Annotated in this window: 14 protein-coding genes; 5 read left to right on the forward strand and 9 right to left on the reverse strand. The window is 41.8% G+C overall.

Annotated features, from left to right (window positions below):
• The first annotated feature begins 149 nt into the window (after nt 1-149).
• A complete protein-coding gene (locus tag PGW99_RS06030) occupies nt 150-1,586 on the forward strand; it encodes a spinster family MFS transporter (protein WP_273779332.1) in 1,437 nt (478 codons plus the stop codon).
• Nucleotides 1,587-1,924: 338 nt separating this feature from the next.
• The gene (locus PGW99_RS06035) at nt 1,925-3,103 is read left to right on the forward strand and encodes an MFS transporter (protein WP_273779334.1); all 1,179 of its coding nucleotides are present in this window, start codon (nt 1,925-1,927) and stop codon (nt 3,101-3,103) included.
• Nucleotides 3,104-3,183: 80 nt separating this feature from the next.
• Here PGW99_RS06035 and PGW99_RS06040 read toward each other — a convergent pair whose 3' ends face one another.
• The 3 genes from PGW99_RS06040 to PGW99_RS06050 all read right to left on the reverse strand — a co-directional run bounded on the left by PGW99_RS06040 (nt 3,184) and on the right by PGW99_RS06050 (nt 7,082).
• Nucleotides 3,184-4,395 (reverse strand): YeeE/YedE family protein, encoded by a 1,212-nt coding sequence (locus PGW99_RS06040; protein ID WP_273779335.1) that lies wholly within the window; start codon nt 4,393-4,395, stop codon nt 3,184-3,186.
• A gap of 248 nt (nt 4,396-4,643) precedes the next feature.
• Complete coding sequence (locus tag PGW99_RS06045; RefSeq protein WP_273779336.1) at nt 4,644-5,831, reverse strand: PilT/PilU family type 4a pilus ATPase; 1,188 nt, start codon at nt 5,829-5,831, stop codon at nt 4,644-4,646.
• Nucleotides 5,832-6,026: 195 nt separating this feature from the next.
• Nucleotides 6,027-7,082 carry a 3-deoxy-7-phosphoheptulonate synthase gene (locus PGW99_RS06050; protein ID WP_273779337.1) on the reverse strand — a complete coding sequence of 352 codons (1,056 nt, stop codon included), beginning with the start codon at nt 7,080-7,082 and terminating at the stop codon, nt 6,027-6,029.
• A gap of 710 nt (nt 7,083-7,792) precedes the next feature.
• On the opposite strand from PGW99_RS06050, the gene PGW99_RS06055 reads away from it, so the two are divergent.
• Nucleotides 7,793-9,346, forward strand: a complete 1,554-nt coding sequence (locus PGW99_RS06055; RefSeq protein ID WP_273779338.1) for a phospholipase D family protein — start codon at nt 7,793-7,795, stop codon at nt 9,344-9,346.
• 387 nt (nt 9,347-9,733) lie between these two features.
• Here PGW99_RS06055 and PGW99_RS06060 read toward each other — a convergent pair whose 3' ends face one another.
• The 3 genes from PGW99_RS06060 to PGW99_RS06070 all read right to left on the reverse strand — a co-directional run bounded on the left by PGW99_RS06060 (nt 9,734) and on the right by PGW99_RS06070 (nt 12,261).
• Nucleotides 9,734-10,324 carry a uracil-DNA glycosylase family protein gene (locus tag PGW99_RS06060; protein ID WP_273779340.1) on the reverse strand — a complete coding sequence of 197 codons (591 nt, stop codon included), beginning with the start codon at nt 10,322-10,324 and terminating at the stop codon, nt 9,734-9,736.
• 120 nt (nt 10,325-10,444) lie between these two features.
• A complete protein-coding gene (locus PGW99_RS06065) occupies nt 10,445-11,143 on the reverse strand; it encodes a histidine phosphatase family protein (protein WP_273779343.1) in 699 nt (232 codons plus the stop codon).
• On the reverse strand, nt 11,140-12,261 hold the full coding sequence (locus PGW99_RS06070; RefSeq protein WP_273779344.1) for a phosphotransferase family protein: 1,122 nt from the start codon (nt 12,259-12,261) through the stop codon (nt 11,140-11,142). Before PGW99_RS06070 ends, PGW99_RS06065 begins: the two co-directional genes overlap by 4 nt.
• 221 nt (nt 12,262-12,482) lie before the next feature.
• Here PGW99_RS06070 and PGW99_RS06075 point away from each other — a divergent pair, with 221 nt between their 5' ends.
• Both PGW99_RS06075 and PGW99_RS06080 read left to right on the forward strand, forming a co-directional pair.
• Entirely contained in the window at nt 12,483-12,923 is a 441-nt protein-coding gene (locus tag PGW99_RS06075) for a MarR family winged helix-turn-helix transcriptional regulator (protein ID WP_273779346.1), read from the forward strand.
• The gene (locus tag PGW99_RS06080; protein ID WP_273779349.1) at nt 12,920-14,125 is read left to right on the forward strand and encodes an MFS transporter; all 1,206 of its coding nucleotides are present in this window, start codon (nt 12,920-12,922) and stop codon (nt 14,123-14,125) included. Before PGW99_RS06075 ends, PGW99_RS06080 begins: the two co-directional genes overlap by 4 nt.
• Nucleotides 14,126-14,221: 96 nt before the next feature.
• On the opposite strand, the gene PGW99_RS06085 is transcribed toward PGW99_RS06080, so the two are convergent.
• The 3 genes from PGW99_RS06085 to fumC form a co-directional block, all read right to left on the reverse strand.
• A complete protein-coding gene (locus PGW99_RS06085; RefSeq protein WP_273779350.1) occupies nt 14,222-14,824 on the reverse strand; it encodes a nitroreductase family protein in 603 nt (200 codons plus the stop codon).
• Nucleotides 14,825-15,079: 255 nt separating this feature from the next.
• Nucleotides 15,080-15,571 carry a hypothetical protein gene (locus PGW99_RS06090; RefSeq protein ID WP_273779351.1) on the reverse strand — a complete coding sequence of 164 codons (492 nt, stop codon included), beginning with the start codon at nt 15,569-15,571 and terminating at the stop codon, nt 15,080-15,082.
• A 90-nt stretch (nt 15,572-15,661) separates the two neighbouring features.
• Nucleotides 15,662-17,056: a class II fumarate hydratase gene (gene fumC / locus PGW99_RS06095; RefSeq protein WP_273779352.1), complete on the reverse strand. Its 1,395-nt coding sequence runs from the start codon at nt 17,054-17,056 to the stop codon at nt 15,662-15,664.
• Nucleotides 17,057-17,153: the final 97 nt, after the last annotated feature.

The raw sequence follows: 17,153 nt of genomic DNA on the forward strand, positions 1-17,153 counted from the left end.
TTATTATTAAAAAAAATATCGTGTCATTTTTTGATATTTTTATTGACGATCGAAAATTTAATGCCTACATTAGATAAAGACGATACATTGAAAAACAAATATTAAAAACAAAAGTATCATAATTCCACATACTCATCACAGGAAGATGAATGATGAATGATAAAACCCTAGAAATAGATGTGGTTGAAAGGAACACCCCATCTGAAATAACAACTTTTGAGCAAGCAGCCTCTGCCGATCAAGCCATTACTACACCAGCAGAAATGACTGCAAATAAAACCAGCTCATATCAGTGGTATGTGGTGGTGATCTGTATGGTGGCCTACATCCTGTCTTTTGTAGACCGCCAGATTCTGTCACTGATGATTGAACCGATTAAACATGATTTGATGCTCAGTGACACGCAATTCAGCTTGTTACAAGGTTTGGCATTTTCCCTGTTTTATGCCTTTATGGGCGTGCCAATTGCAGCACTGGCTGACAAAAAATCACGCGTTAAAATTATCGCTGTCGGTATTGCTTTCTGGAGTTTTGCCACTGCAGCTTGTGGCTTAAGCAAGAACTTTATTCAAATGTTCCTGGCTCGTTTAGGTGTGGGTGCAGGTGAAGCAGCATTATCCCCGGCATTTTATTCCATCGTGGCGGATTTATTCCCGAAAGAAAAATTAGGCCGTGCCTTAGGTCTGTATGCGATTGGTGCATTCATTGGTTCGGGTCTGGCATTTTTAATCGGCGGTTATGTCATCGGTTTACTGAAAGATGTGGATCAAATTATCCTACCGGTCATTGGTCAAGTGAAAACCTGGCAACTTACCTTTATGATTGTCGGTTTACCGGGTGTTTTACTAGCGCTGGTGATGATTCTGACCATCAAAGAACCCACCCGTAAAGGTTTGAAAATGGGTCAGGACGGAGTTGTCGTTAAAGCCTCATTCGCCAACTCGATCGCCTTTATCAAAACCCATAAAAAGACTTTTTTCTGCCACTTCATCGGTTTTTCTTTCTATACCATGATGCTGTATTCACTACTGGGGTGGGCACCGGCCTACTACATGCGCCATTTTGGCTTAACCGCGAGTGAAACAGGTTATATCTTGGGTACTATTATTCTGGTGGCAAACACTTCAGGTGCATTATTCTGTGGCTGGCTCATCGACTTCTTCTCGAAAAAAGGTTATAGCGATGCTGCGATCCGTAGCGGGATGATTGGTTGTGCAGCCCTGATTATTCCGAGTGTCTTGTTTACGCAAGTCGATAATATGCAGCTGTCATTTGCCTTGATCTTTGTGGCGATGTTCTTCTCAACCTTCCCGATTCCAGCATCAGCTGCAGCAACACAAATGCTGACACCAAACCAGTTACGTGCTCAGGTGTCTGCAAAATTCCTGCTGATCTCTAACCTGATCGCTCTTGGTGTCGGAACAACCGCAGTTGCCCTGATTACGGATAAGTATTTCCAAAACACCTTGTTGGTCGGCAATTCAATTTCGATTGTGAATGCCGTTGCAGGTGTGCTGGGCGTATTCTTGCTGTATAAAGGTTGCCAATACTACCGTGAAAGTATGCAGCACGAAAAATTAAATTAAGCGGTACACAAAAGAATTAAATCGATTTAAATAACACCCTGAGTGGCGGATTTATGATCCAAATCGAAGGGTGTTTTTATTTGGCTGGGCTGCTCTGCATCATCCGTCTACCGATGATCCTTCCTTGAATCGGCGTGATTTTCTTATGATTCGATAGTTATAAGAAACTTTATTTTTCACACAGCAAAATTTATACTAAAGTCTTAGACATGGCGGACGTTCTTATTGTTGTTGCACCTGATAAAAATAAAATAAAAACCTCTTCACCTCAGCAACACTTCTTTCTTATACACAATAAGTCGACCTGTTCATGCGGTTCTCTACATTAAAGGTCAATCATGAACACTCCAGCTGATGCTCGGTTATGGAATAGATTTTTTCTATTCTGTTTGCTCAATAATATGTTCCTCTTCATTTTTTACTTTGCCCAGACCGCCATTCTGCCGGTCTATATTGTGAATGAGCTCGGTGGAAGCATTGCCCAAGCCGGCCTAGCCATGACTTTATTTATGGCTTCCTCAATTGCCGTTCGCCCGTTCAGTGGTCTGATCATTGAAAAATTCGGCAAGAAAAAAACCTTTTTTGTTTCTGAGCTCGCTTTCTGTCTTTTTGCTTTTATCTATTTGCTGGCAGATGACCTGACCACACTACTGATTATCCGCTTTCTGCATGGGATCTGGTTCAGTATTCTAACTACAGTGTGTGTCCCGATCGCCAATGACTATATCCCTGAACAACGCAAAGGCGAAGGCATGGGATACTTCGTCATGTCGATTAATTTAGGATTGGTGTTGGGACCATTACTAGGCTTGAGTTTTATTAGTCTACTTGGCTACTCAACCCTTACCTTATTACTTGCTGTTGTGATCTGTTTAGGCTTTGTCTGCTGTCTGATGATCCCGATTAAAGAAACACCTAAACGAGAGCAAGTAACAAAAGAACAGCTGTCTATCCACGATTTTGTAGAAAAGCGTGCGCTTCCGGCTTCATTGATGGTGCTGTTTGCGGGTTTTAGCTATTCCAGTATTATGGCTTTCATCTCAACTTTTGCCGAATCCAAGCATTTATTGAGTTATGCCGGTTTGTTCTTCTTGGTGTTTGCCATTTCAATGATCAGTGTGCGGCCTTTCACCGGACGGTTGTATGATCGCAAAGGTCCCAATCTGATCGTTTATCCTTCTATGGTTTTTTTTGCGATTGGGCTAGCGATTCTCAGTCAGATGGAAACGCTCACGGGCTTATTGATCAGTGCCATTTTAGTCGGTGTGGGTTTTGGTTCTGTACAACCGTGTCTGCAAACCCTGGCCATTCAACGTTCCCCAAAAAATCGTATTGGGCATAGCACCTCGACTTTCTTTACCTGTTACGATACCGGGATTGCCTTAGGTTCAATTCTACTCGGATTAGTGATTGCAAAGTTTGACTATGAAGTGATGTACCTGCTCTGTGCCGGACTAACACTAGGCAGTCTATTGTTCTATAAATTTGTGGTGGATCAACAAAAAACACTCGCTTGATTGATAAACACAGGTTTCATCTTTAGCAAGATCAAAGCAATGCAATAAAAAAGCCTATCTCATTAAGATAGGCTTTTTGCTTAACAACCTGTCAATTTTTCGGGCTGCGGTTTTTCATCGGGAAAGAAAGTTGGACGTAATTTTACGCCAACACTATTACCGATAAATGCAAATACCAACCAGAGCCAGCCATGCAAACTGCCAGAAGCAATCCCGCTAAAATAAGCACCAATATTACAGCCATAGGCCAATCGCGCACCGTAACCCAACAACAAACCGCCCACAATGGCCGCCATTAAAGAACGTTTTGGAATATTGAAATTTGGTGCAAATTTACCTGCCAAACTTGCAGCCAATAAAGCACCGAGCATGATGCCAAAATTCATCATCGAGGTAATGTCAAACCATAAGGATTGCGCCAAAGCTTTCGCATTCCCCGGTTGCTGCCAATAAGACCAGCCCGAAACATCCAGCCCCAACAACACAGCTGGTTTCGCAGCCCATACCGCAAGCGCAGAGGTCACTCCCCAAGGACGGCCAGCCAAAGCCAGCGTTGCAAAGTTGAGTAATGTAAGCAGAACACCGCCCCAAATTAAAGGCCAAGGTCCACGTAGAAAACGCGTCCAACCTTCAGCTTGATTTTGCGGTTCAGTTTCCAAACTACCATAACGTTTCTTTTCGAAATAAATACTCAACCAGGCAATCAAAGCAAAAATCGCGAAGCTCAAGGCTAAAGCTGGAACGACACCAAAACTTTTAACGAGCGAGATCGGTTCTAAATGGGGTAGATTAAACCACCAGTCAATATGTGAAGTAGCAATCAGTGAGCCGATACAGAAAAACAGCAATGTCACCAACATGCGTGCGCTGCCCCCACCAACTGTATATAAAGTACCTGAAGCACAGCCACCACCCAACTGCATACCGATGCCAAAAATAAATGCACCAATCATGACAGACATGGAAACAGGATTTACATTCCCTTTGACCGGATGACCAAACAACTCACCAGCACCCAGAGCAGGAAAAAACAGTAATACGGCTAGCGCTAACATGATCATTTGTGCCCGTAGCCCACGCCCTCGACGTTCTTTAATAAACACCCGCCAGCTTGAAGTGAAACCAAACGATGCATGATAGAGCGTCATCCCTAATGCTCCGCCAATCAGGAACAAGAGCGCTTGGTTTAAACCTACGATTTGATAAGTAGCAACACTACCCGCAAGAATTAAAAATAAAGCAATCCAGACCGATACATTTGATCGTTCTAATGGTGCAGCAATAACAGACATGAGAGATAGAAAATAGCACTAAAGTGGTGCTATTTTACGTGATAAATCACGTAAAACGATTTGCAAAACCATATATTATGTTTTTTATCATTGGGTATATCTGATTAATCATATCAGTTAAATTGATTTGAAAAGTCTTGTTTCTTCATCCTTCGTAATGTACGAGACATTCTCATCCCCCCCCCTAAACCGAAGCCATAATAAAAAAGCATCAACTTAGTTGATGCTTTTTCTGATCAAATCAGCGACTAAACCTTTTCAATCTGCTCAGTTTCTTCATCACGCATAATGCTCAGACTGGCAAATGGATCGACAGCTTGTTGGCTATCATCCTCAACGTTATCCTTGTTCAGTTTGATCTGTAAACGGACTGCATTGGCAGAGTCTGCGTTACGGATCGCTTCCTCATCCGTAATAGCATCTTTTTGGTACAAATCAAATAAAGCTTGGTCAAAGGTCTGCATACCCAGTTCACGTGATTTTGCCATAATTTCTTTGAGGACGTGGAACTGGCCTTTCAGGATATTTTCCGACATCAGTGGTGTATTAATCATGATTTCCACTGCCGCACGACGTCCTTTACCATCTTTGGTGCGGATCAAACGCTGTGAAATAATCGCTTTCATATTGGCTGATAAATCCATCAACAACTGATTACGGCGCTCTTCCGGGAAGAAGTTGATAATACGGTCCAAAGCCTGGTTGGCGTTGTTGGCGTGCAAGGTGGCAAGACATAAGTGACCGGTTTCCGCAAAGGCAATGGCATGTTCCATGGTTTCTGTATCACGAATCTCACCAATTAGAATTACATCAGGGGCCTGACGCAGGGTGTTTTTCAGGGCATTGTGCCAAGAGTGACAATCCACGCCCACTTCACGATGTGTAATCATGGACTTTTTATGCTTGTGTACATATTCCACTGGATCTTCTACAGTAATGATATGCCCTGCAGAATTTTCATTGCGGTGGTCAATCATGGCCGCCAGAGATGTAGATTTACCCGATCCCGTTCCACCTACCATCAGAACCAGACCACGCTTGGTCATGATGATGTCTTTTAACACTTCTGGTAGTTTCAAACTTTCAAATTTTGGAATATCTGCCGTAATGGTACGAATAACCATTCCTACATGCTGCTGCTGAATAAACACATTGACACGAAAACGGGAAACATCAGGAACAGAAATCGCAAAGTTACATTCAAAATCACGCTCAAACTCTTGACGCTGTTTGTCGTTCATTAAGCTGTAGGCAAAAATTTTGGTCTGTTCAGGAACAAGTGGTTGCTGGCTGACCTGTTTCATTAAACCCTGATGCTTGATACTCGGAGGAAAGTCCGCAGTGATGAACAAATCTGAGCCACCGAATTCAACCACTTTGGTCAGCATATGGAACATATATCGGCGAGCTTCTTCGAGCTTTTCAGGACTAAACATTGTTTTTATTCCAGCTAAAAAATTAATTTTATGTGGGTGTTAAAAAAATTACTACAAAAAAACAACGATAAAACAACAACATATTTTAGAGATTTTATTAAATGAAAATCATTTTATTATTTTTCTGTGATTCGATTTACATAAAAATCATCTAAATAGCGCCTAACACGCTATTCAGATGATGAAAAATTAAGCTCAAGCCAATGGCTCAAAACATTGCTGACGCATGTGTACAGCAATATCAGTCAATAACTGTTCGGTTTTTTCCCACCCCAAACAGCCATCGGTTACCGATTGCCCATATTGCATATCAGATGAAATTTTCTGCTGGCCATCGACCAAATGACTTTCCAGCATCACTCCGCGGACATGGGTTTGTTCACGTTCCGCAATAATCGTGCGCAATACTTCAGGTTGCAATAATGGATTCTTGGCACTGTTTCCGTGGGAACAGTCAATCACTAACGCTGGAAGTTGTGTTTTGCATTGACTTCTCATTTTCTCAATTTCACCGCATTGATAATTTGGTCCGGTATTGGAGCCACGTAAAATCAAGTGTGGTAGAGGATTTCCATTGCTGTGTAAAACACTCGGCAAACCTTGTTGGCTCATACCTAAAAATTGATGGGCATTTTGTGCGGATTGAATGGCATCCAAAGCGATCTGGATTGAACCATCTGTACCATTCTTAAAGCCAATGCTATACGGCATATGGCTGGAGATCTCACGGTGGATTTGAGATTCACTGGTTCGCGCCCCGATTGCGCCCCAAGCCAACAAGTCATCAAAATAGCCTGTCGCCAATGGACTTAAAATTTCGCTGGCTATCGGCAAACCCATTTCAATGAATTGTAAATACAGTTGACGAGACTGCTGTAACCCATGTTGCAAATCAGATGAGCCATCCAGATGAGGATCATACAAAAATCCTTTCCAACCAATCGTGGTTCGTGGTTTTTCAATATAGGCACGCATCACGAAAAAAATCTGGTCATTAAGTTCAGTTTGTAATTGTTTTAATTTTTCAGCGTATTCCAGCACAGCTTCAGGATCATGAATGGAACATGGTCCGGTAATCACCAGTAGGCGTGAATCTTTTCCGCCCAGAATATTCTGGATCGTCTGGCGGTGCTGTGCAATTTGTTCGGCCAGAGTGGCTGATAACGGATATTGTTGTTTCAGTTGATGCGGCGTACTAAGCAGTACTTCGGTGTTGGATGGAGAGATAAGCGCAGAATTTACAGCATTCATGAAAGTTTCCTTCGGACGTTTCAGGTCGTCCGCATATTTATTTAATCGTCTTGGGTCTATTTGGTGTGGTCTTGGTCATCCAGTTAAAACCATAAAAATTGCTAAAATATGAATAAGATAACTTGTTCATTACAGATTCCTCGTATTTTACTTAAACGCTAGACATTAAAAAAACCTGACCGGGTTGCCGATCAGGTTTTCTAGACTCAAGATGGGCAACCTTTTCTTTGCCCGAACACGCTCAGGCAATCATCTAAACTGCCAAAAATAAAAATAAGCGTGTGACATTACAGGTTGCTTGCGCATCTTGAGTTCAATGATTTAGTTAAATTCAGTTTTCTAAAATACGACGAGTATGCGGCTTTGACAAGATACATGGATATAAAAATCCATTTTTTATCCCATTCAAGTCGATTTCGTATGAAATCTTCCCATTTTTTCACCTCCCAATCACGGCGTAACTCGCAAATAAGTGGCCGTTCAGAATCAAGATCTTTCACCTAAGCAGCGTCTTATTAGGCAGAGATTCATTTTGCTGGGATAAAAGCAGAATTCATCACATCTTAAATATATTTTGCAAAATGTATTTTAAAAACTCTTTAAAATGCTATTTTTCATCTTAAGTGCATTACCAAACATTACAATCGCTCAAGTACAGGCTCATGTTATCTTTAGAGAAAATCGCTAGATCAGCATGAAAACAACTTAAAATGACCAATAAAAAACAGGTGTATTGTTTATTTATGTCGATGACTGCTTTAAGCCTGTGGGGATGTTCATTACCTGAGAATCAGGCACAACCTGAGCCTCCAATAGCTGTATTGGCGGATCATTGGCTGGATTCACCGCATGTAGATGAATATCTCACTCGACAACTGACGGCTTATACCTCGCTCGACGATGCTTTTTTAAGTATTGCTTCACGGATTTATTTGATCCGGCACGCCAAACAACATATCGATTTACAATATTACATCTGGAAAAATGACTTTATTGGTCAGTTGATGCTGGCAGAACTGTTAAAGGCCGCGGATCGCGGGGTAAAAATCCGGCTGTTACTGGATGATCAGAATGAAACTCAACTTGATCATGTTTTGAGGGCACTGGCACAGCATCCAAATTTTCAAATCAAACTGTTTAATCCATATATGGGCCGCCGTTTCCGGGCTTATGATTATCTGTTCCGGTTTGAACATGCCAATCGCCGTATGCATAACAAGCTGATTATTGCCGATGGGGCTATTGCGGTAACGGGTGGGCGTAATATCAGCAGTGAATATTTTGATGCAAGTTATGATTTCCAGTTTGCCGATATGGATATTCTGTTTTATGGCACAGCAGTGCATACGGCCAATCAGGTCTTTCGCGAGTTCTGGAATGATCCCCTGAGTTATTCAGTGCAACAATGGCTGGAAATGGATGATTCGATGGCAATTGAAAAACTGCGTGCTGAATATACCTCCTTATTAGAAAAGCCTCATGCCACCAATGAGCAGCTCAAAAAAGCCGAAAAACGCTTAGCGGTAAGACTGAAAAGTCAGAATTTACGTTGGGCCAAAGCCCATTTTGTGGCTGACTCACCCGAAAAAATACGTGGTCAGGCGCAGGATCAACAGCTGATCTACCATCAGATGATTGAGTTGATGGGCTTTCCAGCACAGCATATGGAGCTGGTTTCCGCATATTTTGTACCCACTGAATTCGGCACACAATATTTAAGCCAGTTCGCCAAGAGTGGTGTCAAAATTCGCGTACTGACCAATTCATTTATGGCCAATGATGTTGCTGTCGTTCATGCTTATTACCAGCAATACCGAATTGAACTGCTTAAAAATGGCGTTGAACTCTATGAGTTCAAACATGTGCTGAAAAGAAATAAACGCAGCTGGTATGAAATCGCCACGGGTCATGTCATTCCAGCTAAAAACAAGAACAGCTCCAGCCTGCATGCCAAGTTTTTTGATGTAGATGGTAAGGTATTTATTGGTTCCTTTAATTTTGATCCGCGGTCGGCGCATTTAAACACCGAAGTTGGTTTAGTCGTTGAATCAGATGAATTACAAAAGCAGATTAGTCAAAATCTGGATCATCAATTGCCTAAAATTGCCTATCAGGTGAAACTGAATGAACAAGGTGAACTGATCTGGCTGGAGCAAAAACCAGATGGTCAGGTTAAGATTCATCAACAGGAACCCGAAATGACAGCTTTCCAGCGCTGGATCATGATTCTGGTGAGCTATCTACCTTTTGAGTGGATGATGTAATTAAAACTCTCATCTGTGACTTCTCTTACACTTTGTTGATTTCAGTACCTATTTACTTTGAAAAATCCCTTTCTGGTCTGGATAACTTGCAAAATAGCTGGAAGTTCTGATTAGATTTTTTGGAAAATGATTTTCTAAATTAGCTTTTGGAACTTAAATCAGATTAAGCAATCCCTAGTCATCGATTGAATGATTATTAAAGGATTAGACAGGCTTCTTTCATCATTCAAGCCTACTTTTATTGACTAGGCTGATTCATCCGCAACAACACATGGATTCTGTACAGGCTTCGAGTTCATAAAAAGATTTCTTCCACATGCTGCATATTCACTGAGTAATAAATGCGGCTCAATTTATGAGACTTTGAAAATGAAGGTTAACTTGTCGTTATAGCAAATTGATTTCCTGGAAAAAATCGGCGTAGCTTTGTGCCTTTTTTTCTAGCGCCAGTGGATAAGCTCGTGATGAGGATGGCATACGGAACAATTGCAACTCACGGTCGGCGTAAAATGCTGTACTTGGCTGACCAATCATGGGTTTGATAGTGTCTTCCGGCAATTGTTGCATGAGCGTATCGGTTGCTTTATCACCTGTGGTCATGAGTGCGTGGCAATCTGGAATCTGCTGCAGTAAATTTTTGATATTGGTCGGTGTTACAACCTGCAAAAACTGATCGGCTGCATTGCCCTTCAAACGTTTAATCTGATACGCAGTATCAAAAATCGCAATTCCTTTTTCAGACAAAAAATCTCGAATCAACGCTTCACGGAATTTTTTATGCGAGAGATCAAGAAAATGGTCTTTATTGTCAAAAAAAACCAGACCAAAAATCCGCCACATATCATTCTGGAAATTAGGATAATAAAATGGCATTTTCCAGCGTTCAGCGGGAGGTGGAAAACTCCCCAGCATCAACAAACGGGCATTCGCGGGCAAGAAAGGCGCTAAAGGATGGGTTTCAATCACCAACTCAGACATTTTAAATCCTTAAACAACAATTCAAATGAGTTTATCGCCTTTTTTCAACATGCCACTTGTCAAATTGTTAAGCCTCGTACAAACAGGCATACAGCTTGAACAAACTCGGTATTTTAATGTTTACAGCCAGGTCAGTAACTCAGGTTGGGTAGCCTTGATAAAATGGTGCTCATTTAAACTGAGTAATTGCGGTTGATCGCTCACCAAACGCAGGGTGGTGATGCTGGTGTTGGTAATTGCCCAGTTTAATGCAAAGGTTTTTTCAGGACTTAAGCCCAGAATACTTCCGGTCGCAACGGAAATCACGCCTCCTGAAGTGAAAACGACCGCATAACGAGGTTTGTTCTGTTGCAGCGTCGTACAGAGTTGTTGAAGTGCATTTTCCACTCGATGCTTGAAATGAGGCCAAGATTCATCATATTCATGATGATGCGAACCTCCCGTCCAGCGTTGAATCGCTCCTTCAAAAATTTTGGCCAGATAATCGCGTGGGTTCATGGTTTGTGCGACATCAGCTTTAAGCAATTCAGGTTGCTGGAAACGCGGTTCATAGCGAGCAAAAACTTGCTCATGGTTAAATTCGTTCCATTCTGGTCGAATCTGAATTTCAGCTTCAGGGAAGCATTCTTCCAATGCTATTTGCGCCGTCTGCTGGTGACGTTGCATGCCTCCTGAAATTACAAACGGTGTTTCTTTTAAAATCTGGTTGAAGTACTGACCCAATAACTTGGCCTGTAATTCTCCATTGGGAGAAAGTTGATCATAACTCTCTGCACCAAATGAAGCCTGGCCATGGCGTACCAAATAAATTGTGGTCATGGTTTTAAAATACCTTGTAGTTTTTGCTTATAGCGCTGCGCTAGTTCATGGTCTTTTAATTTATGTTGTGCGATGAGTTTTAACGCGCGTACATGTAAAGCCTGCACCACCATCCAGAAGTTTTTAACTGCTGGATTAGCACTATGTTTATGGAAATAACGATAGTAAATCTGCTGGGTCACTACGGCTAAACGGAACAGACCAAAAACTTCATAGAAGGTCCAGTTTTCAGGGGATAAACCGGTTTTTTCCAGATAGTACTCAACCACCTGTTTACGATTAAACATCCCGGCCATATGAGTGGGCTGACGCCGCGTCGATTTAAAAATCATGTTATCCGTCGGCTCTACCCAATACGCAAGTGCTGTACCCAATTCCATGAGTGGATCGCCTAAGGTGGCCATTTCCCAGTCCAAGACTCCAATAATTTCTGTCGGTTGTTGTGGATCTAAGATCAGATTATCAAAACGCCAATCATTATGGATCAGGCAAGTGGTAGATTGCTGAGGTAAGTTTTCAAATAGCCATTTACGGACAAATTTAAAAGAAGGTACATTTAAGGTACGGGCTTTGGTGTAACGGCGATCCCAAGCTTCTAACTGGTTTCGGCAATAATTTTGGCCATCACCAAAGTTTTCTAAAGCTGTACCCTGATAAGGAACCTGGTGCAACTGAATAAGCTTGTCCAACATGTTCACGCAAAGCTGATGGACCTGTTTTTCAGAAAAGTTTAACTCCGGTGGTAACTTACTACGCAGAATGATGCCTTTAATCCGCTTCATAATGTAGAAATCACAACCAATGACGCTGTGATCCTGACATACGGCAATCATTTCCGGTACAACCGGGTAAAAATCGGCAAGGTTTTTCTGGATCTGGAATTCACGCACGACATCATGTGCCCTATTGAGTTTATGTCCTTTGGGAGGACGTCGTAACACCAAATCAATATTTTCGTATCGTAGGCGGTAGGTCCAGTTGGATTTCCCTCCAGAGTATTGGGTGACAATAGCCTCACCCTGCAAATCAACGCCTTGTGTTTTTAGCCACTGCTCGACTGCTAAAATATCGAGTTCTTCTCCAGGACGTATTTTGCCGCCTACATCAATCAGTGACATATTGATATCCTTGTTTTTGGTTTGTTTCTTTGTATTCCAACATTTTGCCAGCTCATTTTTATTCTTGCTATTAGATTTTTAAGTTGTTTTTTGATTTTATTTTAAATTACTTTTTAGTTTGCTTAGGCTATTTTTACTCATAAAACACTGCGCCTTTACACGGGGCTGAATTTTGAGCTATGCTATTTAAAATTAGTTACCCTAGTTAACCATCTAAAAAAATGATCTTTACTGAACCGACTTTCCGGGCTTTATTATTACGTAGCGCCCGTTTATTCAGCGATGAAATTAATCTCATTTTGCAGCCTCATCAGCTTAATTATTCGCTATGGCAAGTGATGTATGTCATTTCTCGACATCCAGACTGCACCTCGATTGAAATTGCACATTATTTAAATGTTTCCAAACCCTCAATCGCCAAACGTATTCATACCCTGCAACAGTTGGGTTTGGTGAGCTTACAAGAAGCTAAAGACAGGCGTGAAAAAAAGCTGAGACTTTCAGATCACGGCGAGGTGCTCTATACGACCTGCTCCGTCTCGATTCAACAGCTAGAAAACTCGCTGTTAACACATTTAACCACTCAGCAAGTGGAAAACAGCAAAGCAAGTTTTGAAATTCTGATCCAAGCCTTATTATCCTTCAAGGCGGATAACCCATGACTGTCACCTCCTCTTCTCCCACTTTATGGTCACGAAATTTTCTTTTGATCAGTGCGATCAATTTCCAACTGGTCCTCATTTTTTATTTTCTGGTGGTTGTAATTGTAGGATATGCCGTACATGAGCTGGGAGCATCCACTGCACAAGCAGGTTTAATTTCAGGCCTGTTTATTATTGGTACACTGCTCGGACGTTTATTGATTGCACAATTCTTACAGTATTTGGGCTATAGAACGACACTGCTGTTGGGCTTAGTGGGATTCCTGCTGAGTTCAGGTCTCTATTTTATTCATGCAGGTGTCACGTTCCTGCTGGCTGTACGCATGCTGCATGGCTTTACGATGGGCATTGCTTCAACCATTTTAGGCACCTTAATCGCACAAACCATTCCTGCTGCACGACGTGGAGAAGGAATCGGTTATTACAGTATGAGTAGTACCTTAGGAACAGCTATCGGTCCATTTCTAGCCATTTGGATGAGCCTACATGTGTCTTATTCCGTGATTTTCGGCTTATCCAGTATGCTGGCTTTTAACTGCTTGGCCTGTGGTGTATTGATCAAATTGGCACCTTATATACATGCCAATCAAAAAACAATATCATCTCTAAAGACTGAAAAGCAGCCATGGTTTGCCCAGTTTCTAGAGCCGAAAGCTTTACCGATTGCCTGGATTCTTCTCATCACTGCAACCTGTTATTCAGGTGTACTGTCTTTTATTCATTTTTATGCACAGAGCCTCAAGCTTGAAGAAGCTGCATCGATCTTCTTTTTGATGTATGCCATTGCGATTTTACTTTCCCGACCATTGACAGGTAAGCTGGTCGACCGTCGTGGTGAAAATGTAGTGATGTACCCTGCCTTGCTGATTTTTTCTGTCGCTTTGTTATTACTGAGTCAGGTACAGCAGGCGTGGATGTTATTGTTCTGTGCAGGGTTGTTAGGCCTCGGCTTTGGTAATATTCAATCCGTCTGTCAGACGATTGCCGTGAAAAGTACCTCATTACAACGTATGGGTTTAGCCACGTCAACCTTCTTTATTTTTCTGGATGCCGGATTAGGTTTTGGCCCATTTATACTTGGTAAATTGTTAAATTTCATCAGCTATAGCCAATTATATTTAGCCTCTGGCGTGATGGCGCTGCTTTGTGTCGGCTTTTATTATGTTCTACATGGTAAATACACTCGTGTTTCATCCCACTAGAACGGTCATAATAAATGTGTTTAATCATTAAAAAGCTCATCAAACCTTCTTTTAAGTTAATGAGCTTTTTGGGCTGCGTAGAATAATTTTGACAACTTATTGGAAAACTTTAAAACGTTCCGCATCATCCATAAAACTCTTTTCCCCTGCTGGTGCTTCAATTGAACCAAAGACCAATTGCGCACGTAATTTCCAGTTCGCTGGCACATTCCATGTGGCTTGTACTTTTTCATCAACCAATGGATTATAGTGCTGCAAAGAAGCACCTATCCCGATTGTACTTAAGGCCGTCCACGTCGCAAATTGGGCAATCCCCGTAGAATGTTCAGACCAGACCGGGAAATTATCGGCATACAGTGGGAACTGCTGTTGCATGCTTTTCACGACGTCCTGATCTTCAAAAAACAAGACTGTACCGAAACCCGCAGCAAAGCTGTCAATTTTTGCACTGGTTTTTGCAGCCGCCTCCTCATCTTTGGCAAATGCTTTAAGTGCATCTTTGACGATATCCCAAAACTTTTGATGTTGGTTATTAAACAGAATGACCGCACGTGAGGATTGTGAATTAAAGGCCGATGGGCTGAGTTTGATTGTATTTTGAATAAATTCAGTTAATTGTTCTGGAGTTTGTTTTACATGCTTACCAATCGCATAAATGCTACGGCGTTTTTCAATTATTTCTAAAAATTGGTTCGACATTTTTATACTTCCTTTGATATTTACCCGAAAAATTTGTTAACAGTAAATTTTATTGACAAGTAAAACTAAATAAAAAGTCAAAACTTAATTCATTTGGTTTTCTTTGTTACTTTAGCTGATTAGGACGTTGATTTTGTATAAAATTTGATAAGTTTTTGAATGTGAGATTATTTTTATTTAAAAATCAACTTATGCTTAGGCTATTTTTAGACAATAAAAATGTCAGCCACTTTGACTGACATTTTCCTGCGGTTATTAGAATTTGCTCAGAAGCACTTGTTCGCTAAGTTGACCTTTCCAGAGATCACGTAAAGTCGGTAAATAGAATTTTTCGCCCAATTCAACCAACTCAGCATCGATTAATGCATGAATTTCGTGCATAAATAGGTAATCCAGCTGTAACGTTGTTAATTGCGGTTGCGTCTGAGTCAGCTCTTTACGTTTAAGTTGGGCACGCTTTACCAACTGATCAGCGAATTCTTTGTCCTTATATTGTTTCAATGCATTCAAACGTAACTCAATTACTCCCCACCCACTCAGCAGTAATTTGAAACATTCAAAATCTTCACGGGTTGATTCCCAGGTCATCTGTTCCAGATTTTCATCCTGCGGCAAGACCGGAAGCAGCAGCTCCATAACACTCGGAAAAATCTTCTTAAAATTCAGGATAAATTTAACAGGATGCTCACCCGGATAATCCTTAAATTGAACTTGTTTCTGAACATCCGTTAAATAAATATCGAGCATAGTACATCATCAGCAGTTAGTTTCTGCCTGTATTGTACGCATTTATCCCGGAGATAAAAACCACTGATGATGATTCCGATCATTTACTGTTTATTTCGTATTGGGAGCAACCATTTTTTCAGGACGTACAACTTCATCAAATTGCTCTGGCGTTACTAGCTCTAATGCCACAGCAACCTCTTTGAGAGTTTTACCTTCTCTATAGGCCGTTTTGGCAACTTTAGCGGCATTTTCGTATCCAATTACCGGATTGAGTGCAGTCACTAACATCAAGGAATTATGCAGGAAGTGGTCGATCTTCTCACGATGCGGTTGAATGCCCACCGCACAATGTTCATTAAAGCTATTGCAGGCATCTCCCAAAAGTTGAATGGATTGCAACAAGTTATAGGCGATCACTGGCATAAACACATTCAGCTCAAAATTACCTGAAGCTCCGGCGATATTGATCGTTGTATCATTGCCCATCACCTGAGCAACCACCATGGTCATCGCTTCACTTTGTGTCGGATTAACCTTACCAGGCATGATGCTTGAACCTGGTTCATTTTCAGGGATATACAACTCTCCCAAACCACAGCGTGGGCCACTGGCCAGCCAGCGCACATCATTAGCTATTTTATTTAAACTCGCAGCCAAGGTTTTTAATGCCCCCGAGGCAAAAACCGCCGCATCACGTCCGGCCAAAGCTTCAAATTTATTCGGCGCAGTGACAAAAGGCAGTCCTGTCAGCTCAGCCAGACATTGGGCAGCTCGATCTGCATATTGAGGATGCGCATTAAGGCCTGTGCCAACGGCTGTTCCACCCAATGGCAACTCGTAGAGTCCGGTCAAGGCTTGATGGAGACGTTTTAATCCATGATCAAGTTGTGACACATAACCACTAAATTCTTGTCCCAAGGTTAACGGCGTTGCATCCTGTAAATGGGTTCGACCGATTTTGACAATTCCCTGAAACTGCTCTGATTTGGCCTGCAGAGTATCGCGTAATCTTTCTACCGCAGGAATAAGCAGTTCATTCATTTGTAAACAGGCAGCGACATGAATTGCTGTCGGAAATGAGTCATTGGTGGACTGGGCTCGGTTTACATGATCATTAGGATGAACTGGATGCTGAGCCCCCAAGGGATGACCTAATTTCTGGTTGGCAATATTTGCAATCACTTCGTTACAGTTCATATTGCTTTGCGTACCAGAACCCGTTTGCCAAACCACTAACGGGAATTGTGCATCCCACTGCCCTTCAATCACCTCATCCGCGGCCTCAACAATATAACCTGAAATATCCTGTGTAATTTGCCCCAACTCAGCATTGGTTAAGGCGGCCGCTTTCTTGACCAGCCCCATGGCACGGATCATGGCACGCGGTAAGCGTTCCTGACCAATTTTGAAATTTTGCAGACTACGTTGGGTTTGAGCTCCCCATAAAGCCTCACTTGGGACAGCCACTTCACCCATCGTGTCATGTTCAATTCGAGTTTGCATGTTCATAACCTCTCTTCATTATTAATATTGTCCGGGTGGGTTTCTCATGATTATTTTTATAATGATTGGTGGCGTGACTGTTTTAATCCATGCTTTG

This window comes from Acinetobacter sp. GSS19 (assembly GCF_028621895.1).
Lineage (GTDB): Bacteria > Pseudomonadota > Gammaproteobacteria > Pseudomonadales > Moraxellaceae > Acinetobacter.